At 73.6% G+C, this 21,804-nt stretch carries 19 protein-coding genes and 1 riboswitch; of the genes, 6 read left to right on the top strand and 13 right to left on the bottom strand.

From position 1 onward, the window contains the following. Window positions 1-24: 24 nt before the first annotated feature. From QRN89_RS02655 to QRN89_RS02595, 13 genes are all read right to left on the bottom strand, one after another. Window positions 25-1,497, bottom strand: coding sequence for a DEAD/DEAH box helicase (locus QRN89_RS02655; RefSeq protein ID WP_290347717.1), 1,473 nt, complete (start codon window positions 1,495-1,497; stop codon window positions 25-27). A gap of 336 nt (window positions 1,498-1,833) precedes the next feature. Next, the gene (locus QRN89_RS02650) at window positions 1,834-2,037 is read right to left on the bottom strand and encodes a cold-shock protein (protein WP_004986771.1); all 204 of its coding nucleotides are present in this window, start codon (window positions 2,035-2,037) and stop codon (window positions 1,834-1,836) included. Between the two features lie 475 nt (window positions 2,038-2,512). Beyond that, the gene (locus QRN89_RS02645) at window positions 2,513-3,061 is read right to left on the bottom strand and encodes a PadR family transcriptional regulator (protein ID WP_290347716.1); all 549 of its coding nucleotides are present in this window, start codon (window positions 3,059-3,061) and stop codon (window positions 2,513-2,515) included. 24 nt (window positions 3,062-3,085) lie between these two features. After that, window positions 3,086-5,107: an NADPH-dependent 2,4-dienoyl-CoA reductase gene (locus QRN89_RS02640; RefSeq protein WP_290347715.1), complete on the bottom strand. Its 2,022-nt coding sequence runs from the start codon at window positions 5,105-5,107 to the stop codon at window positions 3,086-3,088. A 97-nt stretch (window positions 5,108-5,204) separates the two neighbouring features. After that, window positions 5,205-6,071: an energy-coupling factor ABC transporter ATP-binding protein gene (locus tag QRN89_RS02635; RefSeq protein WP_290347714.1), complete on the bottom strand. Its 867-nt coding sequence runs from the start codon at window positions 6,069-6,071 to the stop codon at window positions 5,205-5,207. Continuing rightward, the gene (cbiQ, locus tag QRN89_RS02630; protein ID WP_290347713.1) at window positions 6,068-6,817 is read right to left on the bottom strand and encodes a cobalt ECF transporter T component CbiQ; all 750 of its coding nucleotides are present in this window, start codon (window positions 6,815-6,817) and stop codon (window positions 6,068-6,070) included. Before cbiQ ends, QRN89_RS02635 begins: the two co-directional genes overlap by 4 nt. Before the next feature lie 6 nt (window positions 6,818-6,823). Further along, window positions 6,824-7,204: an energy-coupling factor ABC transporter substrate-binding protein gene (locus QRN89_RS02625; RefSeq protein ID WP_290347712.1), complete on the bottom strand. Its 381-nt coding sequence runs from the start codon at window positions 7,202-7,204 to the stop codon at window positions 6,824-6,826. Further along, a complete protein-coding gene (locus QRN89_RS02620) occupies window positions 7,201-7,893 on the bottom strand; it encodes an energy-coupling factor ABC transporter permease (protein ID WP_290347711.1) in 693 nt (230 codons plus the stop codon). Before QRN89_RS02620 ends, QRN89_RS02625 begins: the two co-directional genes overlap by 4 nt. A 29-nt stretch (window positions 7,894-7,922) precedes the next feature. Beyond that, window positions 7,923-8,115, bottom strand: a riboswitch (cobalamin riboswitch). Window positions 8,116-8,159: 44 nt separating this feature from the next. Continuing rightward, entirely contained in the window at window positions 8,160-8,561 is a 402-nt protein-coding gene (locus QRN89_RS02615) for a PTS-dependent dihydroxyacetone kinase phosphotransferase subunit DhaM (protein ID WP_290347710.1), read from the bottom strand. Beyond that, window positions 8,558-9,154 (bottom strand): dihydroxyacetone kinase subunit DhaL, encoded by a 597-nt coding sequence (gene dhaL, locus QRN89_RS02610; RefSeq protein WP_290347709.1) that lies wholly within the window; start codon window positions 9,152-9,154, stop codon window positions 8,558-8,560. The genes QRN89_RS02615 and dhaL overlap by 4 nt, the downstream gene beginning before the upstream one ends. 90 nt (window positions 9,155-9,244) lie before the next feature. Then, window positions 9,245-10,237 (bottom strand): dihydroxyacetone kinase subunit DhaK, encoded by a 993-nt coding sequence (dhaK, locus tag QRN89_RS02605; RefSeq protein ID WP_290347708.1) that lies wholly within the window; start codon window positions 10,235-10,237, stop codon window positions 9,245-9,247. Between the two features lie 195 nt (window positions 10,238-10,432). Beyond that, on the bottom strand, window positions 10,433-11,530 hold the full coding sequence (locus QRN89_RS02600) for a baeRF3 domain-containing protein (protein ID WP_290347707.1): 1,098 nt from the start codon (window positions 11,528-11,530) through the stop codon (window positions 10,433-10,435). A gap of 156 nt (window positions 11,531-11,686) precedes the next feature. Then, complete coding sequence (locus tag QRN89_RS02595) at window positions 11,687-12,592, bottom strand: alpha/beta fold hydrolase (RefSeq protein ID WP_290347706.1); 906 nt, start codon at window positions 12,590-12,592, stop codon at window positions 11,687-11,689. A gap of 136 nt (window positions 12,593-12,728) precedes the next feature. Here QRN89_RS02595 and QRN89_RS02590 point away from each other — a divergent pair, with 136 nt between their 5' ends. The 6 genes from QRN89_RS02590 to QRN89_RS02565 all read left to right on the top strand — a co-directional run bounded on the left by QRN89_RS02590 (window position 12,729) and on the right by QRN89_RS02565 (window position 21,638). Beyond that, on the top strand, window positions 12,729-13,415 hold the full coding sequence (locus tag QRN89_RS02590) for a FadR/GntR family transcriptional regulator (protein WP_290347705.1): 687 nt from the start codon (window positions 12,729-12,731) through the stop codon (window positions 13,413-13,415). Further along, entirely contained in the window at window positions 13,412-15,253 is a 1,842-nt protein-coding gene (locus tag QRN89_RS02585; protein WP_290347704.1) for a tocopherol cyclase family protein, read from the top strand. The genes QRN89_RS02590 and QRN89_RS02585 overlap by 4 nt, the downstream gene beginning before the upstream one ends. After that, window positions 15,250-17,085: a GMC family oxidoreductase gene (locus tag QRN89_RS02580; protein ID WP_290347703.1), complete on the top strand. Its 1,836-nt coding sequence runs from the start codon at window positions 15,250-15,252 to the stop codon at window positions 17,083-17,085. Before QRN89_RS02585 ends, QRN89_RS02580 begins: the two co-directional genes overlap by 4 nt. Before the next feature lie 43 nt (window positions 17,086-17,128). Continuing rightward, entirely contained in the window at window positions 17,129-18,415 is a 1,287-nt protein-coding gene (locus QRN89_RS02575; protein ID WP_290347702.1) for an ATP-binding protein, read from the top strand. Between the two features lie 246 nt (window positions 18,416-18,661). Further along, window positions 18,662-21,046: a phosphoketolase family protein gene (locus tag QRN89_RS02570; RefSeq protein WP_290347701.1), complete on the top strand. Its 2,385-nt coding sequence runs from the start codon at window positions 18,662-18,664 to the stop codon at window positions 21,044-21,046. Between the two features lie 121 nt (window positions 21,047-21,167). Continuing rightward, complete coding sequence (locus QRN89_RS02565; RefSeq protein WP_290347700.1) at window positions 21,168-21,638, top strand: universal stress protein; 471 nt, start codon at window positions 21,168-21,170, stop codon at window positions 21,636-21,638. Window positions 21,639-21,804 lie beyond the last annotated feature (166 nt).

Genomic DNA, 21,804 nt, shown 5'->3' with positions numbered 1-21,804 from the left:
ACAACGGCCTTGCGAACGATGGGCCTACGCGGCCGCGTCGGCGGTGGACCGCCGACGGGTGGTACGGCGCGTCGCGCGCATGGGCCGGTTGCGCCGGCCGCGGGAGGCGGTGTCGCGCTCGGGGCGCTCGGACGCCGGGGCGGTGATCACGACGGGGGTGCCCGAGGGAGCCTGCGCGCCGGTGATGCGGTGCAGTTCGGCCTCGCCGGAGCGGACTTCCGTGATGCGCGGGCTGATGCCCGCATGCGACATGAGGCGCAGCATGCCACCGCGCTGGTTCGGCGTGACGAGGGTGACGACGCTGCCGGACCGCCCCGCACGGGCGGTACGGCCACCGCGGTGCAGGTAGTCCTTGGGGTCGGTCGGCGGGTCGACGTTGACGACGAGATCGAGGTCGTCGACGTGGATGCCGCGAGCGGCGACATTCGTGGCGACCAGGACGGTGACGTGCCCGGTCCTGAAACGCGCCAGTGTACGGGTCCGCTGGGGCTGCGACTTGCCGCCGTGCAGCGCGGCGGCCCGTACGCCACTGCCCAGCAGGTCCCGGGTGAGCCGGTCGACGGCGTGCTTGGTGTCCAGGAACATGATCACACGGCCGTCCCGCGCGGCGATCTCCGTGGTGGCGGCGTGCTTGTCGGTGCCGCGGACCTGGAGTACGTGGTGTTCCATCGTGGTGACCGCGCCGGCCGAGGGGTCCACCGAGTGCACGACGGGGTCGTTCAGATAGCGGCGGACGAGCAGGTCGACGTTGCGGTCCAGGGTGGCCGAGAACAGCATCCGTTGCCCCCCGGGACGCACCTGGTCGAGCAGCGCGGTGACCTGGGGCAGGAAACCCATGTCCGCCATCTGGTCGGCCTCGTCCAGCACGGTGACGGCCACCTGGTCCAGCCGGCAGTCGCCGCGGTCGATGAGGTCCTTCAGCCTGCCCGGCGTCGCGACGACGACCTCGGCACCGCTTCGCAGCGCGCGTGCCTGCCTGCCGATCGACACACCGCCCACGACCGTGGTCAGCCGTAGGCTCAGCGACCGTGCGTACGGCGCGAGCGCGTCGGTCACCTGCTGCGCCAACTCGCGAGTGGGGACGAGGACCAGGGCGAGCGGCTGCAGGGGCTCGGCGCGCCGGCCGGCGGTACGGGCCAGCAGCGCGAGCCCGAAGGCGAGTGTCTTGCCTGAGCCCGTGCGACCGCGGCCCAGGGCGTCTCGCCCGGCGAGGGTGTTCGGCAGGGTCGCGCCCTGGATCGGGAACGGTACGGTCACGCCCTCCGCCACGAGCGCCGCGAGCAGCTGCCTGGGCATCTCGAGATCGGCGAACGACTCGGCGGCGGGCAGCGCAGGGGTGATCGTCCGGGGGAGTGCGAACTCGCCCTGGGCCGCGGCGGGACGGCGGGTGTGTCCGCCCGAGCGGCGCGGCGCGCCGGTGCGGCTGCCGCCGGCGGAGCCGGGAGTGCGGTCACGCTTGCGGGAGGAGCGGTGGTCGGTTCGTGAAAGTGGGGTCATACGGAGCCTTTCGATGCGGCGCACGGCAGGAAATTCCCGGAGCGGATGAACGGCACGTGGAATCACCGGAACGGACCGAACGCAAGCGAATGCGGAATGGGCTGGGCCTGCGGAAATTCGCGCAGGAGTACCGGCGCCCGAACGGATGACGAGATGGTGAATCGTGACGGTCCGGGACGTCGACTTCCGCCCGGCAGTCCCGAGGGGCGTCCGCGGCGGAAGGTGCACGCGGCGCTGAAATGTGACCCGCGGGGCGGCAACCGTCAGGTGGAATGCGTGCAGCTGGGGCCCGCACCCCGGAGGATGCGGGCCCCAGCTACGTCGTACGCGTCAGTCTCAGGCGGGAACGATGTTCTCTGCCGTCGGGCCCTTCTGACCCTGCGCGATGTCGAAGCTGACCTTCTGGCCTTCGAGCAGCTCACGGAATCCCTGAGCGGCGATGTTCGAGTAGTGGGCGAACACGTCGGCGCCGCCGCCGTCCTGCTCGATGAAGCCGAAGCCCTTTTCAGCGTTGAACCACTTCACGGTTCCAGTAGCCATGTCGATCTCCTTTGGGGGACACCGGGATCCGCACCGTGCGGACACCCTGTCGCCGCGATGATTAACCCGCCGGAAATGACCGGAAATGCAAAGGCGCTTCCAGCGGCAAAGAGCCGGCCGAAGCGCACTTGAAGTCTGGGAACCACAACTGCAGCTGATATCGACAGTAGCACGTCGGGGCGTCCGGTGCGGGCGGCCGAAATGTGCGGCCCGCTGTGCGGGGAGAAAATCTGGCCGCGCGGCTTCTCACATTCTCACTTCACGGGAACAGATATTTCTCGGCGGGTGACGATTCCCGGGGGAGCGGGTCCGTGACGCATACCGGGGTGTCCGCGACGGCCTCTTCCGCCGCGCGCGCACTCGGCCCGCTCCACCGCGCACGCCCGCCCCGGCCCTGCACGCGGGCCCATCCGTCCAGGCGCCCACCACCCGGTACGCCTCCGCCCCCCTCCCCGCCCGTCCCGACGCCCGCCGGCTATCGAGGCGCCGGGGGAAGCCTCTCCAGCTCCCCCAGCGCCTCCGTGAGCCAGCCGATCCAGAACCGCTCCAGCTCGATGCCGCCGCGCAGCACCACGTGCCTGAGCCGGTCCTCGGCCGCGTCCCGCTCCGGCGGGAAGTGGCGCTTCTCGATGTCCTCGTACTCCGTCAGCTGCCGCCGGTGGAGGCCGAGATGGCGGCGCAGCTCCGTCTCCAGCCCCTCCGTGCCCACGACCGCGGCCGCGCGCAACCGCAGCAGCAGGGCGTCCCGGATGGGCTTGGGGTCCTCAGCCCTGCCCACCCAGTCGGCCAGTTCCGCACGGCCGGCGGGGAGCACCTCGTACTCCTTGCGCCTGCCCCTGGCCGGCTGGGCAGGGTGCAGGGCCCGGATCAGCCCAGCCTCCTCCAGCTTCCCCAGCTCCCGGTAGATCTGCTGGTGCGTCGCCGACCAGAAGTAGCCGATGGACCGGTCGAACCGTCGGGTCAGCTCCAGCCCCGAGGACGGCTTTTCGAGCAGGGCGGTGAGGATCGCGTGCGGGAGTGACATGACCGGCATCCTAAGGAGGGGCCGTCAGAGCGCCGCCGCCAGCCGGGTGCCCTGGTCGATGGCGCGCTTGGCGTCCAGCTCGGCGGCCACGTCGGCGCCGCCGATGAGGTGCACGGTGCGGCCCGCCGCGGTCAGCTCCTCGTACAGGTCGCGCCTCGGTTCCTGGCCGGTGCACAGCACCACCGTGTCCACGGGGATCGTCCGCGCCGTGCCGTCGACCGTGATGTGCAGGCCCTCGTCGTCGATCCGGTCGTACGCCGCCCCGGCGACCATCGTGACGCCGCGGTGCTTGAGCTCCGTGCGGTGGATCCAGCCCGTCGTCTTGCCGAGGCCCGCGCCGACCTTGGAGGTCTTGCGCTGGAGGAGATGCACCGTGCGCGGGGGCCGCGGCCGCTCCGGGGCCCGCAGCCCGCCCCGCTCGGCGTACCCGGTGTCCACGCCCCACTGCCGGAAGTACGTCTCCGGGTCGAGGCTCGCGCCCTCGCCGCCGTCGGTGAGGAACTCCGCGACGTCGAAGCCGATCCCGCCGGCGCCGACGACGGCCACGCGCTCACCGACCTCGGCGCCGTCGCGGAGCACGTCGAGGTAGCTGACGACGCTGGGGTGGTCGACGCCGTCGATCACGGGCGTACGGGGCGTGACGCCGGTCGCGACCACGATCTCGTCGTAGCCGGTCAGCAGGTCCGGCGTGACGAAGGTCCCGAGCCGGACCTCGACTCCGCGCAGCTCCAGCTGGGTGCGGAAGTAGCGCAGCGTCTCCTCGAACTCCTCCTTGCCGGGAACGCGCTTGGCGATGTTCAGCTGGCCGCCGATCTCGTCGGCGGCGTCGAAGAGCGTGACGTCGTGGCCGCGTTCGGCCGCCGATACCGAGAACGCCAGGCCCGCCGGGCCGGCGCCGACGACCGCCAGGCGCTTGCGCAGCCGGGTGGGGGAGAGGACCAGTTCGGTCTCGTGGCAGGCCCGCGGGTTGACCAGACAGGAGGTGATCCGCCCGCTGAAGGTGTGGTCCAGGCAGGCCTGGTTGCAGCCGATGCAGGTGTTGATCGTCTCGGCGCGGCCGGCCCGGGCCTTGGCGACGAACTCCGGGTCGGCCAGGAAGGGCCGTGCCATGGAGACCATGTCCGCGCGGCCCTCGGCGAGCAGCTGCTCCGCGACCTCGGGCGTGTTGATCCGGTTGCTGGTGACGAGGGGCACGGACACCGCTCCCATGAGCTTCTGGGTCACCCAGGTGTACGCGCCGCGTGGCACCGAGGTCGCGATGGTCGGGATCCGGGCCTCGTGCCACCCGATGCCGGTGTTGATGATGGTCGCGCCGGCCGCCTCGATCTCCTTGGCGAGCGCGACGACCTCGTCGAGCGAGGATCCGCCGGGCACGAGGTCGAGCATCGACAGCCGGTAGACGATGATGAAGTCGTCGCCGACCCGCTCGCGCGTGCGGCGGACGATCTCACGGGGGAAGCGGGTGCGGTTCTCGTACGAGCCGCCCCAGCGGTCGTCCCGGTGGTTGGTGGCGCTCGCGATGAACTCGTTGATGAGGTAGCCCTCGGAGCCCATGATCTCGACGCCGTCGTACCCCGCCGACTTCGCCAGCGCGGCCGCGCGGACGTAGTCCTCGACGGTCCGCTCGACCTCCTCGTCGGTGAGGGCGTGGGGGACGAACGGGCTGATGGGGGCCTGCAGCGCGCTCGGCGCGACGAGCTGCGGGTGGTACGCGTACCGGCCGAAGTGCAGGATCTGCATGGCGATCCGGCCGCCCGCCGCGTGGACCGCGTCCGTGACCGTGCGGTGCTGCGCGGCTTCCTCCTCGGTGGTGAGCCTGGCGCCGCCGTCGTACGGGCGCCCCGCGTCGTTCGGGGAGATGCCGCCGGTCACGATCAGCCCGACACCGCCGCGGGCACGTTCGGCGTAGAAGGCGGCCATGCGCTCGAAGCCGTTCTCCGCCTCCTCCAGGCCGATGTGCATCGAGCCCATCAGCACCCGGTTGGGGAGCGTGGTGAACCCGAGGTCGAGCGGGCTGAGCAGATGCGGGTACGGGGTGGGGGTCATCGGGGCGCCTCCTCGCGCGATCAGCGTCGCCCCCTTTTGTAGACGCCGGACCCCCCGTTGTGCAACAAGTTGCATAACGGGGGGTGGGTGAGATGCGCTACGCCGGTACGGCCCAGCGGTCCAGTTCCTCCGGCGTCCGCGGACCCGGACTGCCCGCTTCCAGCAACCCGTGCGCCCGCAGCACCTCCGCCGCCGCCATCGCCCACGGCCTGCGCAGCCGGGCCGCGTCCAGCAGCCGGCGGTCCCCCAGGAGCTCCGCGACGGGCCCGGTCCGCAGCCCGGCCGGCGAGAGCACCGCGGCGTCGTCCGCCCAGCGCAGCGCCAGATCCACGTCGTGCGTGGCCATCACCACGGTCGTACCGCTCTCCCGGAGCCGCTCCAGCACCGCCAGCAGGCGCTCCTGCCCGTGCGGGTCGAGTCCCGCCGTCGGCTCGTCCAGGATCAGCACGCGCGGCCGCATGGCCACCGCGCCCGCGATCGCGGCCCGCTTGCGCTGCCCGTACGACAGCAGATGCGTCGGCCGGTCCTCCAGCGCGGTGATGTCCAGGGCGTCGAGCGCCTCGGCGACCCGGGCCCGTACCTCCGGCTCCGGCAGCCCCAGGTTCATCGGCCCGAACGACACGTCCTGGGCCACGGACGCCGCGAACAGCTGGTCGTCCGGATCCTGCACGACCAGTTGCACGGTCGTCCGCAGCCGGGTAAGCCCCCCGCGGTCGTACGTCACCGGCTCGCCGTCCAGCAGCAGGCGGCCCTCGCCGCACCGCAGGCCGCCGCTGAGCAGCCGCATCAGGGTCGTCTTGCCGCTCCCGTTGCGGCCCAGCAGCGCCAGGGAGCGGCCTCCGGCCACGGCGAAGTCGACACCGCGCAGCACCGGCGGGCCGTCCGGGTACGAGAATCCCGCGCCGGCCAGTTCCACCACGGGCGTCACGCTCTCGCGCGCGCTCGAGTCCACGGACGTGCTCACAGTACGGACCTTTCCAGTACGAGGTTGAGGGCGACGATCCCCGTGAGCAGCCCGGCGGTGGCCGTCAGGAAGCGCACGGACACCGTCGCGGGCGGCAGCAGGACCCGTAGCGCCCCGTCGTAGCCCCGCCCGGCGAGGCCCGTCTGCAGCCGCTCGGCCCGGTCGAAGGCGCGGACGAAGGCGGTCGCGGCGAGCCCCGCCAGGGACCGCCATGCGGCAGCCCGGGTGGTGTGCCCGAGCCTGGCCGCCTGCGCCTGACGGATCCGGTGCACCGCATCGAGCAGCAGGAAGCTGATCCGGTACATCACGAGGGCGACGTCCACGACTGGCCCCGGGACCCCGGCCCGGACCAGCCGGGGAAGCACGTCCGACACCGGCGTGGTGAACGCGAACAGCAGCACCCCGAGCGAGGCGGCGGACGTCCGCAGCAGCAGCCGGAGCGCGTGCAGCGGGCCGTCGGGCGCGAGCGCCACGAAGCCGTCCGGGCCGCCCACGGCGAGCAGCAGGGGAATCGCGCCCGTGACGCAGAACCCCAGCGGAATGCGCCAGGCCCGCCACAACTGCCGCGGGGCCACGCCCGCGGGGCCGAGCAGCACGGCCACGGCCGCCGCGGCGACCAGCACGGCACCGGGCCACGGCGGCAGCGAGACGGCGCAGACCGTCAGCCCGAACCCGAGTGCCGCCTTCTCGCACGGATGACGGCGGCGCCAGCGACTGCTGTGCGCCGCCGCATCGATCGGCAACATCGGCGCCTACGCGCCCGAGGCGACGGAATCGCCCGTCCCGGCAGACCCCGCGGACCCGGAGGCCGGTGTCTCCGCCGCGGCAGCCGCCCGCGCCTCACCCTGGCGGCGGCCCTTGCGCAGCCCGAAGTAGTACGCGAGGACACCGGCACCCAGGGCCGCCTGGACGGCGAACAGCGCCGACTCGACGTCGCCGGACGGCGGCTCGTACAGCGGCGCGAACCAGGGTTCGTAGTCCGGCGCGATCTCCGTGATGGCGGTCTCGGCCTGTGCGTCGGCGCCCGTGAAGGGTTCCTCCTTGTGGTCGCCGAGGCCCAGGGCGAGCGGCAGGACCGCCAGCGCCGCCACGATCGCCAGCAGCAGCGTGTTGATCTTCGCGTCACGGCTCATCGGACCGCGGCCTCCTTCGTCGTCCCGCCCTGGAGGAGCACTCCGAGCCGGGTCAGCTCACCCTTGCTGGACTGCACGAGCAGCCGCATCACCAGCACGGTGAGCAGGCCCTCGCTGACGGCCAGCGGGATCTGGGTGACGGCGAAGATGCCGCCGAACTTGGCCAGCGCACCCGCGATGCCGCTGCCCGGGTCGGGGAACGCCAGCGCCAGCTGCACGCTGGTGACGCAGTACGTGGACAGGTCCGCCACGAACGCTCCGAAGAACACGCTCACCATCAGCGGAACCCCGGACCGCCGGAGCAGCGCGTACACCCCGAATCCGGCCCACGGCCCGACGATCGCCATCGAGAAGACGTTCGCGCCGAGCGTGGTCAGTCCGCCATGGGCCAGCAGCAGTGCCTGGAAGAGCAGGGTGATCGTGCCGAGGACCGCCATGATCGGCGGCCGGAACAGGATCGCGCCCAGACCGGTGCCGGTCGGGTGCGAGCAACTGCCGGTCACGGAAGGGATCTTGAGCGCCGACAGGACGAACGTGAAGGCACCGGACGCGCCGAGCAGCAGTGTCGACTCGGGGTTCGCCTTGACCTCACGGGTGAGCGCCCGTACGCCGTGGATCACGAAGGGTGCGGACGCGACGCCCCAGGCGGCCGCGTGCACAGGGGGCAGATACCCCTCGGCTATATGCATGGTTGGGAGACCCTCTCCAGCACCTCGTGGATGGACAACGCGCCCTGGCCGGTCTCCTGGCTGACGGGTCCTGCCGCCCGGGCTCCGCCTTCCCGGACACCGCGGTCTCCCGTGGTGGTCCAGTGGCTTCCTTGCGGAGAGAGCCGGACTTCCCGATCACAGTGGCGAGGGCCGCACCGGTACTCCACCGGTTTCCCGTTCACCAAGGCCCTGCGACATTAGTGCGTTGACCAGGTGCATCACAAGCCGCGCACGGATGCGTACCGTCACACCTTCCGGTATCCGTACGCCTCCGCCGCCGCCGCCTCCACCGCGTCCAGATCCGCGCCGGCCGCCGCGGTGACCACCGCGGCGACGGCTCCCTCGACGAACGGCGCGTCCACGAGCCTGGTCCCCTCCGGGAGTTCGTCGCCCTCGGCCAGCAGCGTCTTCACCGTCAGCACCGCGCTGCCGATGTCGACCAGCACGGCCACCCCGGCGCCCCGGTCCACCTCGTGCGCGGCGCGGGCCGTCAGCTCCGCACTGGTGCCGAGGTCTCCGTCGGCGGTCCCGCCCGCCGCGGCGACCGGCACGGCGTCGCCCGCGCCCGCGAGCCCGCGGGCGAGATCGGCGACCGACGCGGCGACCTGCGCACTGTGCGAGACGAGGACGATCCCGACCATCGTCATCGTGCGGCCTCCTCGAGGGTGCCGATCAGCAGGGCGGAGGACGTCGCCCCCGGGTCCTGGTGCCCGATGCTGCGCTCGCCCAGATAACTCGCCCGGCCCTTGCGGGCCAGCATCGGCACGGTCGCGGCCGCACCCTCGTCGGCGGCCTCCCGCGCTGCCGCGAAGGACTCGTCCAGCGCCGTGGCCGCGGGCTCCAGCGCGTCCAGCATCGTCTTGTCCCCGGCCTTCGCGCCGCCGAGTTGGGCCACCGCGGCGATCCCCGCGCGCAGCGCCTCTGCGAGCTGGGCCCGCGACACCTCGGGCTCGTCGCCGAGCGCCTTGCCCGCACGCCGCAGCAGCGTCCCGTACAGCGGCCCCGACGCGCCGCCGACCGTCGAGATCAACTGCCGTCCGGTCAGCATCAGTACGGCACCCGGGGTGGCCGGCGCGTCCTTCTCCAGCGCCGCCTTCACCGCCGTGAAGCCCCTCTGCAGATTGGTCCCGTGGTCGGCGTCCCCGATCGCGGCGTCGAGCTCGGTGAGCCGGCCTGCCTCGCGGTCCACGGCCTCGGCGAGGGCGTTCATCCAGCGGAGGAAGAAATCCGCGTCGAGCACAGCGTCTCCTTGTCGTGGCACGTCGGCTTCCCGGCGCGCGTCGTCGCGGCCCGCGGACGCGGCGCCGTCGTCGGCCGGGCCGGGCATGGCTCAGCGGCCCCAGCGCAGCGCGGGCGTCTCCACCGGGGCGTCCCACAGCCGCAGGATGTCCTCGTCCGCCTCGCACAGCGTCACCGAGCAGCCCGCCATGTCGAGCGAGGTGACGTAGTTCCCGACCAGGGTCCTGGCCACCGGCACTCCGCGCTCGGCCAGCACCCGGTGGACCTCCGCGTTGAACCCGTACAGCTCCAGCAGCGGTGTCGCGCCCATGCCGTTGACCAGCGCCAGTACCGGACTCGACGGCTGGAGGTCCTCGAGGACCGCGTGCACGGCGAAGTCCGCGATCTCCCGCGAGGTCATCATGGGCCGTCGCTCCCGCCCGGGCTCGCCGTGGATGCCGATCCCCAACTCCAGCTCTCCCGAGGGCAGATCGAACGTCGGACTGCCCTTGGCGGGGGTCGTGACGGCGCTGAGCGCCACACCGAAACTGCGCGACCGCTCGTTGACGAGGCGGGCAACGGCCTCGACCCGTTCCAGCGGCGCACCCTCCTCCGCCGCGGCGCCCGCGATCTTCTCCACGAACAGCGTCGCGCCCGTACCGCGCCGGCCCGCCGTGTAGAGACTGTCCTGGACGGCCACGTCGTCGTTGACCAGCACCTTGGCCACCTGGACGCCCTCGTCCTCGGCGAGTTCCTGCGCCATGTCGAAGTTCAGCACGTCGCCGGTGTAGTTCTTCACCACGAAGAGCACACCCGCCCCGCTGTCCACCGCCGCCGCGGCCCGGGCCATCTGGTCCGGCACCGGGGAGGTGAAGACCTCGCCGGGGCACGCCGCCGAGAGCATCCCGAACCCCACGAAGCCGCCGTGCAGGGGCTCGTGCCCCGAACCGCCGCCGGACACCAGGCCCACCTTGCCCGCGACCGGGGCGTCCCCCCGCACCACGACCCTGTTCTCCACGTCGACGTTCAGTCCGGGGTACGCAGCGGCCAGGCCGCGCAGCCCGTCCGCGACGACCGTCTCGGGGACATTGATGAGCATCCGCATGGGAACCTCCTGATGAGACTGGCGACGATCACTCCGGACGGTGTCCTCTCAGGCGGGGCCGTGGCGGTACGGGCCCGCACACCCTCTGCCAGTATCGGCGCAAACGGCCCGCGCGGCACCGCGCTCCCGCGAACCCGTCGGCACGGTCCACGGGCGCGGCCGGAGGTTCCCCGACGGCGGCCGCCCGGCAGGCGGTCAGTAGCGCAGGGCGCTCGCGATCCCGCCCATCCCCGCGAGGGTGCCGTCCGGGACGAACCGCACCTGCGCCCCCGTGTCCAGGGACTTCTCGACGATCTCGTCCACGATGTCGACCAGCGCGTCCAGGTCGCCGGGCTCGGCGGGCAGGAGGTGCGCGCCGGTGTCCCGCACGGTCTCCCGGTAGTTCTCCTCCACGGCGAGCAGCGCGACCCGGCCCGTCTCCACGTTCTGGCGGATCTCGTCGACCCCGGCGGCGAACGCGCGCCTGCCCTTGGCCCGGTCCAGCTCCTCGAGGACGCCGGACACCTCCTGCTCGGCACGGGCCTCGACGAACGGGCGCACCGCCTGCCAGACCGCGTCGGCCGAGCGGCCCGCCACCCCGCCGCGGGGGGCGTGGACGGCCTGGCCCTTGGCGGCCGTGCCGACGTCGTCGAGCAGGGCGAGCGCCGCCGGCTCGCCCGTCACGTACAGCGGCCGCGGGTCGGCCTTCAGCACCGAGGCCAGCGCCGTGTCGGCCTCCCGCAGGAAGTGCCGGGTGTCCTCGTCCCGGAAGGTGCTGGGCACGTCGCCGATCCGCTCCTGGCGCTCGGCGTCGAAGTTCTCCTCGGGCCGGGACATCGGGAACGGGCCGGTGCGCTCCTCGGCGAGGCGGTCGGCGGTCCCGCTCCAGAGGGAGGCCCGGTCCGAGGCGACCGCCAGGACCCAGAAGGGGCGCTCCGCGGCCTGCGCCGAGACGAGATTGCGGGTCAGGTACGTGTCCGACAGCACCACGCGCTCGGGCACGGGACGGCCCAGCGTCCACACCTCGTGCTCGCCTGCCGCCGCGAAGACCACCAGCCCGTCCTCCGCGTGCACCAGGTCGATCTCGGCCAGCGCCCGGTCGAGCTGTTCGGACACGTCGATCCGGGTGTCACGGGGGACGGCGGGATCGGCCTTGAGCTGCTCCTTGGCCTCGGCCATCAGATTGCGCAGCCGGACCGGGTCCTGCGCGTTGTCCGGTTCGCGGCGGTGCGTGGGCATCAGCACCGACACCGCGGGGTAGGGGCGCTGCCGGCGGAGCCGGACCAGGTCGTCGGAGCTGAGAGCTGGGTGCATCAAGACCACCCTTTCCGAGCACGTGTGCACTGGAGGGCCGGCTGTCCGCACCGGAGTGCGACGAGCTGAAACCGACTCTATGCACCATAAGTCGGATTGCCTGCGCGGGCACCAGGACCGGTGCGGGCACCGCGGCCCGCGCCCCGGCGCCCCGCCTCACACCATGCCCACGAGCCGGTCGGCGACCGTCCTCGCCTGCGGGCCCATGAGGATCGTGAAGTGGTTGCAGTCCGGAACCGCTTCCGCCGTCAGCCGGGGCGCCCGGGCCGTCCAGTGCGCGACCAGCGCGTCGGACAGCACGCCCGGCGCCGCCCCCGTCAGCCCCCGGGGCGCGTGCAGCAGCCTGGCGGGCACGGCGAGCCCCACCAGATCCTCACCGAAGGCCGGGCCCGAGGTGATCAGCTCACGGCCGTCCCGGCGGACCGGACCCTCCCGGGCGCTGGAGCGGCGGGCGCCGGCGGGGCCCGTGATGCCGTCACGCACGTACGCCTCGATGTCGGCGTTCCACTCCGGACCGAGGGCGGGATGGGCGCGGAACACGTCCACGTACGCCTCGTCGTTCTCGAACGTCCGGGTCAGCCTGGCCAGGATCGGTCCCATCGACGCGTCGAGCAGGGCGTCGGGATCGGTGCCCTCCGCCAGCGGCAGCGGCAGACCGCCGTCGATCAGCAGCAGCCGGTCGAAGAGCTCCGGGCGCCGCGCCGCGGCCCGCAGCGCCGCACACGCCCCCATCGACTGGCCCGTGACCGCGACCGGCGCGCCGCCGCCCCAGCGTTCGGCCGCCGCGCAGAGATCGGCGGCATGGGCGTCGAAGCCGTACGGGCCCGGGATGTCCGCGCTGCCGCCCCGGCCCCGGAGGTCGAGGGCGAACAGCGACCACTCGGAGGGCAGATGGCGGGCCGGCGCGCGGAACGACATCCCGGACGCGGTGATGCCGTGCGCCGCGACCGCCGTGCGCGGCCCTGAGCCGAACCGCAGGACGCGCAGCTTCCCGCCGTCGACGGGGAGTTCGAGCTCGACGGGGTCGCGGTCGACCGTCTGTCCGGTGGCTTCATCCGTCACCGGGCCATTCTCCACGCCCCCGTCCGTCCGGTGCCCGGAGCCACCGGATCAACAACCGTTTCCCGCCGCCCCATTGACTTCAGCGGCAGGACATTGGTTCAGTGGCTCATCCACTGAGCCACTGGGGAGGAACGGCGTGGAGGCACTGCCCCGCGAGACGATCGTCGACGTCCTGGAGGGCCGGCTGCGGGAGGACATCCTCACCGGCCTCCATCCGGCGGGCAGTTATCTGCCGCCGGAACGCAGACTGGCCGACGGGTACGGCGTCACCCGCACGACCCTCAAGCACGCCTTCGGCCGTCTCGTCCAGGCCGGACTGCTGGAGACCCGGCACGGAGTGGGCACCCGGGTCCGTGACTTCGCCCGGTTCGGCGGAGCGGACCTGCTGCCGATGCTCGTGCGCCACGACGCGGCCTGGATCCGCGAGATCTTCGAAGTGCGGCGCAGCATCGGTGCGTTGATCGCCGAGCGGGCCGCCGTACGGGCCACCACCGAGCAACGGGCCGAACTGACCACGCTGCTGGCGGCCGTACGCGCCGCCGAGAGCGGCGACGCCGTGCAACTCGCGGACATCGAGGTGCACCGGGCGCTCGCCCGCGCCACCGGCAACCGTGTCTACGGCCTGCTCACCAACACGCTCTTCAACGCCTATCTGCCCGTACGCGCCGCGCTCGTCGGCCCGTTCACCGACGCGGCGGCCGCGCACGCGCGGCTGGAACCCGTGGTGGCCGCGGTGGGCGCCGGTGACGCGGGCGCCGCACGCCGGGCGGCGGAGGCCTATCTGACCGAAACCGAGCGGATCATGCTGGAGGGCCTCCGATGAGCACGCGCAGGAGCGGCACGGGCACGGGCAAGGACAGGGGCACGGGCCAGGAAACGAGCACGGGCCTGGACAAGGGCACGGCGGTGGGTGCCGGCAGGACGGGGGACGGCAGGGGCGTGGTGGTGAGCGGCGGTACGACGGGCGACGCGGGCATGAGGGCCGGCGCTGACGCGACGGTGGGCGCCGGCGCGCCGCGCGCTGCCGCCGGCCCGGCGGTGGGTGCCGGTGCCCCGGGGGGTTCGGACACGCGGGCGGCGGTGGACGCAGGTACGGGCGCGGTGGGGGGTGATGACATGGCGCGTGCCGCGGGATCGGACGCGGTGGCGGGCGTCCGGACGCCGCGCGGTGAGGTCGAGGGCGCGAGCGCCGTCGCGGATTCGACCGGGGCGGCGAACACCACGGCGGCGGTCACGCCGCCGCCCACCGCCCGGAGCGTGCCCGGCGGCGGCCGGCGCGGCACCGTGTTCGGCGAGACCATGCTCGGCACCGTCCGGTTCGACGGTGAGGACCGCACCCGCCGGGTCCGCCTCGACCTCCGGGTGACCGCGGACCGCGTCATGCGTCCGCTCGGTACGACCGCGGCCCGGGCCGGCGGCCGGATACGCATCGCCGGATGGGCCGACGACGCGCACGCCGAGGGCGAGTTGGAGATCTCGCCGCTCGCCCGCCGCCGCATCCGCTACCGGATCTCGTTCACCGCCGACGGCCGCCGGTTCACGCTCGACGGCTGGAAGTCCGTCACCCCGCGGCGACCGGTCGCCTCCATGACGGTCCTGCCCTTCACCCTGTACGAGGACGGCGCCCCGGCCGGCCGGGGCACCCTGCGCTTCCCGCTGACCACGGGGCTTCTGCCCTTCCTCGCGAGCTTCCGCTTCCCCCGCGCCGCCGGGAGCCCCGAGACGCTGATGACGCCCCGCTGGAAGGGCGAGCCGGGACGCACCGAGGTCTGGTACACGACGCTGACGGACCCGGCGACCGGCACCGGACTGTGGCTCCACCACGAACTCACCGCGCCCGCCGACGGAACCGAACCGTACGCCCACGGCTGGGCCGCGGTGTTCCCCAAGGACGGGCCGGTGCGCCACGCCCGCTTCGGCCCCGCCGCGTGGACGCCCGCGGTGAACGGTTTCACTGCCGAGGGCGTCGAGGCCGTCCCCGGCCGGCTGACCGGTTCGGCCGGCGCGCTGCGCTGGGACCTCGCCGAACGGGCCGCGGACGCGCCGCTGTTCACCTTCCCCCGATGGTCCTGGCGCCGGCCGCTGCTCCCCGCCGCCCAGATCCTCCCGGCCGCCCGGGCCTCGTACGACGGGACGTTCTCGTACGACGACACCTCCCTCACGCCCACCGCCGCACCCGGCGCCTCCGCCCGCATCTACGGGCACGGCAACGCCCGCCGCTGGGCCTGGCTGCACGCGGACCTGGGCGGCGGCGACGTACTGGAGATCGTCGCGGCGGTCTCCATGCGGCCGGGGCTGCGCCGACTTCCGCCGCTCGTCTTCCTGCGCCTGCGCCGGGGCGCGCGCACCTGGCCCCGGCGTGCGGAGCGCTCGGCCGTCGGCTGGGCCGGACTCGGGCGCTTCCGCGCCGCCGTCGGCCTGCCCGTCTGGACCGTCAGCGGGCGCGCGGGGCTGCGCAGGATCAGGGTCGAGGTCACCCAGCCCGAGGACCGCACCCTCGCGCTCGACTACACCGATCCCGACGGCTCTCCCGCCGTGTGCCGCAACAGCGAACGCGCGGACGCCCACGTCCTGCTGGAGCGCTGGTGGTTCGGGGGCTGGCGCACCGAGGCCGAGTGGACCCTGGACGGCACCGCTCACGCGGAGGTGGGGAGCCGATGAACCTCACCGGCTTCGTCGCCTCCCTCATCGCCGACGACGGCACCGCCGGGTGGCCGGCCCGGGTGCCCGCACGGCTGGACGCCGTGCTCGACTCGATGCCGCTGCCCGCGCGTGCCGGGGTACGGGCCGCCGCCCGGGCCCTCGACGCCTACGCCGCCGTCCGCACCGGCCGCGGTCTCGCCGCCCTCACGACCGTCGAACGGGAGTCCGTCCTGGCCTCCCTCGCCGCGCGCCCCGCGCTGCTGCCCCTGCTCGACGTGCTCAAGGTGCCCGTCCTGCTCGCCGCCGGCACCGAACACATGCTCCAGCGGCCGCCGCGGGTCCCGCGGCTCGTGCGGACGGACCCGCCGCTGGACTGCACCCCCGCCGGGGAGTGGCCCGACCGCTCCACCGCCGACGCCGTGGTCGTCGGCTCCGGCGCCGGCGGTGCCATGGCCGCGAGGACCCTCGCCCGCGCGGGGCTCGACGTCGTCGTGCTGGAGGAGGGCCGGCACCACTCCACAGCCTCCTTCGCCGGGCGCGCCCCGCTCGAACGGTTCACCGAGCTCTACCGCGACGGCGGGGCCACGGTCGCCCTGGGCCGTCCGCCGCTGCTGCTGCCGGTCGGCCGGGCCGTCGGCGGCACCACGGTCGTCAACTCGGGAACCTGCTACCGCACGCCGGACCATGTCGTCGAACGATGGACCAAGGATTTCGGCTTCGTCCTCGCCGAACGCCTCGGCCCGTACCTCGACGAGACCGAGCTCACCCTGAACGTCGCGACCCAGCCGCTCGACGTCCTCGGCCGCAACGGCCGCATCGCACTGGCCGGCGCCGAGCACCTCGGCTGGCGGGCCGCGCCGCTGCGGCGCAACGCGCCCGGCTGCCTGGGCTCCTGCCAGTGCGTCGTCGGCTGTCCGACCGGGGCCAAGCAGAGCGTGCAGCTCTCCGTGCTGCCCGACGCCTGCGCCGCCGGCGCGCGCATCGTCACCGGGGCGCGGGCGCGGCGCGTCCTCGTCGACGCGGACGGCCCTGGTGGGCCCCGAGCCGCCGGGGTCCGCGTACGGCGGGAGGACGGGGGCGAGTTCGAGATCCTCGCCCCGCTGGTCGTCGTCGCCGCGGGCGCCCTCCAGTCACCGCCGTTGCTGCGGCGGTCCGGCCTCGGCGGACATCCGCGGCTGGGCAGCAATCTCAGCGTCCACCCCGCGACCAGCGTCGCCGGGCGCTTCGACGAGCCCGTCACGGCCTGGGAGGGCGTGCTGCAGAGCGTCGGCGTGGAGGAGCACCACGACGGCGGAGTGCTCATCGAGGCCACCGCGACCCCGCCCGGCATGGGGTCCTTCGTCCTGCCCGGACTCGGCGGCGAGCTGCGGCGCGAACTGGAGGGCGCCGACCGGCTCGCCACCCTGGGCGCGATGATCGCCGACCGCCCCTCGGGCCGGGTCCTGGGCCGTGACCGCACACTGCTGCGCTACGACCTGGACCGGCGGGACGGCGGCCGGCTGATGCGTGCCGTACGCGCCATGGGGGAGATGCTGTTCGCGGCCGGGGCCCGCGAGGTCCTCACCGGCATCCCCACCGCGCCGCGTGCCCACGACCTCGCCGAGCTGGACGCCGTCCTCGCCGGAGCCGGCCCCGGAAAACTGCATCTGTCCGCGTACCACCCCACCGGCACGGTCGCGGCCGGCTCCGATCCGGAGCGCTCCCCGGCCGACGCCACCGGGCGGCTGCGCGGCGTCACGGGCGTGCTCGTCGCCGACGCCTCCGTGCTGCCCGGCTGCCCCGAGGTGAACCCGCAGCTCAGCATCATGGCCGCGGCGCTGGCCGTCACCGAGGCGCATCTGGAGCGGTGAGCCCGCGCCCGCCGGGTGAGAATGGGCCGGTGAGGTGAGTGTCATGGCTCCATGGCGGGTCCGGGACCTGGAGGACGGCGACCTCGACCAGGTGGTGCGCATCTGGGAGGAAGCGCGGGACACACCCTCCGAGCCGGCCGTGACGCTGGCCGAGGTGGTCAGCGCCATACGCACGGACGCCCCCGCCGTGGTCGCCGCGGTGGGGGACCGGGTCGTGGGCGCGGCGGTGTCCTCCACCGCCGAGGAGCGGGCGTGGGTGCTGCGGCTGGCGATCGCCCGGGAGTGGCGCGGACACGGCATCGGATCCGCGCTCCTCGCGGCCCTGGAGGAGCGCCTCGCCCAGGCGGGTGTGCGTCGCATCGGCGCCCTGCTGCCCGAGGGCGAGGTCGGCGAACAGGCCTTCCTGAACTCCCGCTACACCCATCGGCCCGATCTGAGCTACTTCGAGAAGGTGCTGTCCGCGGATTCGGCGGAGACCACCATCCTGGAGCAGCTGGGCGGCGCGGTCCCCGAGGCGGGTCTGTGGCACCACATCGCGGGCATGGACGCGGAGAAGACGCTCATCGAGCGGCGGCTGGTGCTCCCCCTGGAGCACCCGGACGCCGCGGATCGGTTCCAGCTGGTGCCGCCGCGCGCTGTTGTGCTGTTCGGCCCGCCGGGCACGGGCAAGACCACCTTCGCGCGAGCGGTGGCGTCCCGGCTCCGATGGGCGTTCATCGAGGTGTTCCCGTACCAGCTCGCCGCCGACCCGCACGGCGTGGCCGCCGGGCTGCGCCAGCTGTTCTCCCGGGTGGCCCACCTCGACCGGGTCGTCCTCTTCTTCGACGAGGCGGAGGAGATCGCCTCCGAGCGCCGTGACCCCACCACGCTCGCCCACCGGGTGACCAACGAGCTCCTCAAGCTCATCCCGCAGTTCCGGCGCGGCGAGCGCCGGCTGCTCATCTGCGCGACCAACGCGGTCCGCAGCCTGGACCCCGCCTTCCTGCGGCCCGGACGGTTCGACTACCTGATCCCGGTCGGACCGCCCGACGCCGACGCCCGGCAGGCCATCTGGACGCGGTACATCGGTCCCGACCGCCTCTCCGGCATCGACCTGGAGGCGCTGGTCGCCGCGAGCGACCGGTTCACCCCGGCGGACATCGAGTTCGCGGCGCGCACCGCCGCCCAGAGCGCCTTCGAACGCCATCTGGCCGACGGCTCGCCGTCCGAGGGAGAGCAGGGCCGGCTCACCGACGACTACCTGCAGGCGGTGGCGCACACCCGCACCACGCTCACGGAGGAGGACATCCGGGCCTTCGACCACGACCTGAGGGCCGCGGCCCGGGTGTGAGCGCCGCGCGTGGCGCGCACCGCCCGCTCGGGTGGTGCGTGGCCTGAACCCACCCGTACGGCGCGACCGTTCCGCCACGGCCGGGCGTACGGCACGACTGTTCCGCCGCGAGCGGGAAACTGTACCGAGTGGCCGTCCGCGGCGGATCCCCCGGCGCCGGGCGGATCAGCGGCCGTGCGAGGCGCGAGGGCGCCTGGCTCCGGCGGCGGTACCTCACCGACAAGCGACGACGTTTCGGAGGTCTCGATGCTCAAGGGCAAGCGGCACGGCCGGACGGCGCTGAGCAGGGAGGAGCTCGCCGAGCTGGACGCGCACTGGCGGGCGGCGAACTACCTCTCGGCGGGCCAGATCTACCTGATGCGCAACGCGCTCCTGCGGGAGCCCCTGCGTCCGGAGCACATCAAGCCGCGGCTGCTCGGGCACTGGGGCACCTGTCCGGGACTCAACCTCGTCCACACCCACCTCAACCGGGTGATCAAGGCACGTGATCTGTCCGCCCTGGCCGTCTGGGGTCCCGGCCACGGCGGACCGGCCGTGCTCGCCAACTCGTGGCTCGAGGGCAGTTACAGCGAGACCTACCCGGACGTGAGCCGTGACGGGGAGGGCATGGACCGGCTCTTCCGCCAGTTCTCCTTCCCCGGTGGCGTCCCCAGCCATGTCGCCCCCGAGACACCCGGCTCCATCCACGAGGGCGGCGAGCTGGGCTACTCCCTCAGCCACGCCTACGGAGCCGCCCTGGACAACCCCGGGCTCGTCGTCGCCTGTGTCATCGGCGACGGTGAGGCGGAGACCGGCCCGCTCGCCGCCTCCTGGCACTCCAACAAGCTCCTCGACCCCGTCCACGACGGTGCGGTGCTGCCGATCCTCCATCTCAACGGCTACAAGATCGCCAATCCGACGATCCCGGCCCGGCTCCCGGAGGACGAACTCGACGCGCTGCTGCGCGGCTACGGCCACGAACCCCTGCACGTCACCGGCCACAAGCCGGCGGAGGTGCACCGGGCGATGGCCGCCGCCATGGACGAGGCCCTGGACCGTATCGCAGCCATCCAGCACGAGGCCCGCGACCGGGGGAGGACCGAGCGGCCCCGCTGGCCCGTGATCGTCCTGCGCACCCCCAAGGGCTGGACGGGCCCCGCCGAGGTCGACGGCCGGCCCGTCGAGGGCACCTGGCGCGCCCACCAGGTACCGCTCGCCGGAGTCCGGGACGACCCCGCCCACCTGCGGCAGCTCGAGCGGTGGCTGCGCTCGTACCGCCCCGACGAGCTCTTCGACGAGCACGGCAGCCCGCGTCCCCGGGTCCTCGCCTGCGTCCCCGACGGCGACCGCAGGCTCGGCGCCACCCCGCACGCGAACGGGGGGCTCCTGCTGCGCGACCTGCCCGTCTCCCCGCTCGAGGACTTCGCGGTGCCCGTCGACAAGCCCGGGTCGACCCTGCACGAGCCCACCCGGGTACTGGGCCGGCTGCTCGCGCAGATCATGAAGGACACCGAGAGCCGCCGCGACTTCCGGCTGGTCGGCCCGGACGAGACCGCCTCGAACCGGCTGGAGGCCGTGTACGACGTCAGCGGCAAGGCCTGGCAGGCCGAGTTCCGTCCCACCGACGAGCACCTGGCACGTGACGGCAGGGTCATGGAGATCCTGTCCGAGCACTGCTGCCAGGGCTGGCTCGAGGGCTATCTCCTCACCGGCCGCCACGGGCTGTTCTCCTGCTACGAGGCCTTCGTCCACATCGTCGACTCGATGGTCAACCAGCACATCAAATGGCTCAGGACCTCCCGTCGGCTGCACTGGCGCGCACCCATCGCCTCCCTCAACTACCTGCTGACCTCGCACGTCTGGCGCCAGGACCACAACGGCTTCTCCCACCAGGACCCGGGCTTCGTCGACCACGTCCTCAACAAGAGTCCCGAGGTCGTCCGCGTGTACCTGCCGCCGGACACCAACACCCTCCTCGCCGTCGCCGACCACGCCCTGCGCAGCCGCGACTACGTGAACGTCGTCGTCGCCGGCAAACAACCATGCTTCGACTGGCTCGGCCTCGACGAGGCACGCACGCACTGCGCCCGCGGTGTCGGGGTCTGGGACTGGGCCGGTACGGAGACGGGGGAGCGCGAACCCGACGCGGTGCTGGCCTGCGCCGGGGACGTCCCCACCCAGGAAGCCCTCGCCGCCGCCGAACTGCTGCGCCGGCACCTCCCGGAACTCGTCCTCAGGGTCGTCAACGTCGTCGACATGACGCGTCTGATGCCCAAGGACGAGCACCCCCACGGAATGCCCGACTTCGAGTACGACGCCGTCTTCACCCGGGACAAGCCCGTGATCTTCGCCTACCACGGCTACCCGTGGCTGGTGCACCGGCTCGCCTACCGCCGGGCGGGCCACGGGAACCTGCACGTCCGCGGGTACAAGGAGTTCGGCACGACCACCACGCCCTTCGACATGGTCGTCAGCAACGACCTCGACCGCTTCCGGCTGGTCATGGACGTCATCGACCGGGTGCCCGGTCTCGGGGCGCGCGCGGTCGCCGTGCGCCAGGCCATGGCCGACGCCCGTACCCGCCACCACGCCTGGATCCGGGAGCACGGCGTCGACATGCCCGAGGTCGCCGAATGGAGCTGGGGCGGCTGAGCAGCCGCGAACGGCCCGAGAGCCGCCGGCCGCCGGACCCCCGGCCGGCGGCTCTCGCCTGGCGGAACCGCGCGGGGTCGCGCAGCGTGGATGACGGGGTCTGCGAGAAAGGTGGAACGGCATGAGCACGAGCGATCCGGCCCCCCGGGTGGTCGTGGGCATCGACGGCTCGCCCTCGTCGTACGCCGCGCTGCGCTGGGCCGTCCGGCATGCCGGGCTGATCGGGGCGACGGTGGACGCGGTGGCGGCGTACGAACTGCCGGGCGCGCACGGCTGGTCGGCCCCCGCGGTCGACACGGAGTTCGACGCCGAGGAGGCCAAGCGCGGCCTCGTGGAGGAAGTGCGGAAGGTCCTCGGCGAGACCGGTGAGACCCAGGTCCACGAGCGTCTGGTGCACGGCAACCCGACCGAGGCCCTGCTGATCGCCGCGGAGGGGGCCGAACTCCTGGTGGTGGGCTCGCGCGGCCGCGGCGGGTTCGCGCGGATGCTCCTGGGCTCGGTGAGCCAGCAGGTCAGCCAGCACGCGCCCTGCCCCGTGGTGATCGTCCGGCCGGACGTGAAGGTCGGCGGCAGCGGGGCCGCCGCGGCCTGATCCGCCGTGGCCGCCGCCCCGGGCGCGGGACCGCCAGGTGCGGGTGGAACCAGCCGAGGCCACGGCCTGATCCGTCGTGGCCGCCGCCCGGCGTGGGACCGCTGGTGCGGGTAAAGCCCGCCGAGGCCGCTGCTTGATCCACCGCGCCCGCCGCCCCGGCGCGGGA

Source organism: Streptomyces sp. HUAS CB01, assembly GCF_030406905.1.
Lineage (GTDB): Bacteria > Actinomycetota > Actinomycetes > Streptomycetales > Streptomycetaceae > Streptomyces > Streptomyces chengbuensis.
Note: the sequence above shows the minus strand (reverse complement) of the source record. Positions and strands in the feature narration are given on the sequence as shown.

Bases quoted from the DNA above. Each gene is read 5' to 3' on its own strand.
- QRN89_RS02655 (WP_290347717.1), bottom strand. From the start codon at position 1,497: ATGACCCCACTTTCACGAACCGACCACCGCTCCTCCCGCAAGCGTGAC.
- QRN89_RS02650 (WP_004986771.1), bottom strand. From the start codon at position 2,037: ATGGCTACTGGAACCGTGAAGTGGTTCAACGCTGAAAAGGGCTTCGGC.
- QRN89_RS02645 (WP_290347716.1), bottom strand. From the start codon at position 3,061: ATGTCACTCCCGCACGCGATCCTCACCGCCCTGCTCGAAAAGCCGTCC.
- QRN89_RS02640 (WP_290347715.1), bottom strand. From the start codon at position 5,107: ATGACCCCCACCCCGTACCCGCATCTGCTCAGCCCGCTCGACCTCGGG.
- cbiQ (WP_290347713.1), bottom strand. From the start codon at position 6,817: ATGTTGCCGATCGATGCGGCGGCGCACAGCAGTCGCTGGCGCCGCCGT.
- QRN89_RS02625 (WP_290347712.1), bottom strand. From the start codon at position 7,204: ATGAGCCGTGACGCGAAGATCAACACGCTGCTGCTGGCGATCGTGGCG.
- QRN89_RS02620 (WP_290347711.1), bottom strand. From the start codon at position 7,893: ATGCATATAGCCGAGGGGTATCTGCCCCCTGTGCACGCGGCCGCCTGG.
- QRN89_RS02615 (WP_290347710.1), bottom strand. From the start codon at position 8,561: ATGACGATGGTCGGGATCGTCCTCGTCTCGCACAGTGCGCAGGTCGCC.
- dhaK (WP_290347708.1), bottom strand. From the start codon at position 10,237: ATGCGGATGCTCATCAATGTCCCCGAGACGGTCGTCGCGGACGGGCTG.
- QRN89_RS02600 (WP_290347707.1), bottom strand. From the start codon at position 11,530: ATGCACCCAGCTCTCAGCTCCGACGACCTGGTCCGGCTCCGCCGGCAG.
- QRN89_RS02585 (WP_290347704.1), top strand. From the start codon at position 13,412: ATGAGCACGCGCAGGAGCGGCACGGGCACGGGCAAGGACAGGGGCACG.
- QRN89_RS02580 (WP_290347703.1), top strand. From the start codon at position 15,250: ATGAACCTCACCGGCTTCGTCGCCTCCCTCATCGCCGACGACGGCACC.
- QRN89_RS02575 (WP_290347702.1), top strand. From the start codon at position 17,129: ATGGCTCCATGGCGGGTCCGGGACCTGGAGGACGGCGACCTCGACCAG.
- QRN89_RS02570 (WP_290347701.1), top strand. From the start codon at position 18,662: ATGCTCAAGGGCAAGCGGCACGGCCGGACGGCGCTGAGCAGGGAGGAG.
- QRN89_RS02565 (WP_290347700.1), top strand. From the start codon at position 21,168: ATGAGCACGAGCGATCCGGCCCCCCGGGTGGTCGTGGGCATCGACGGC.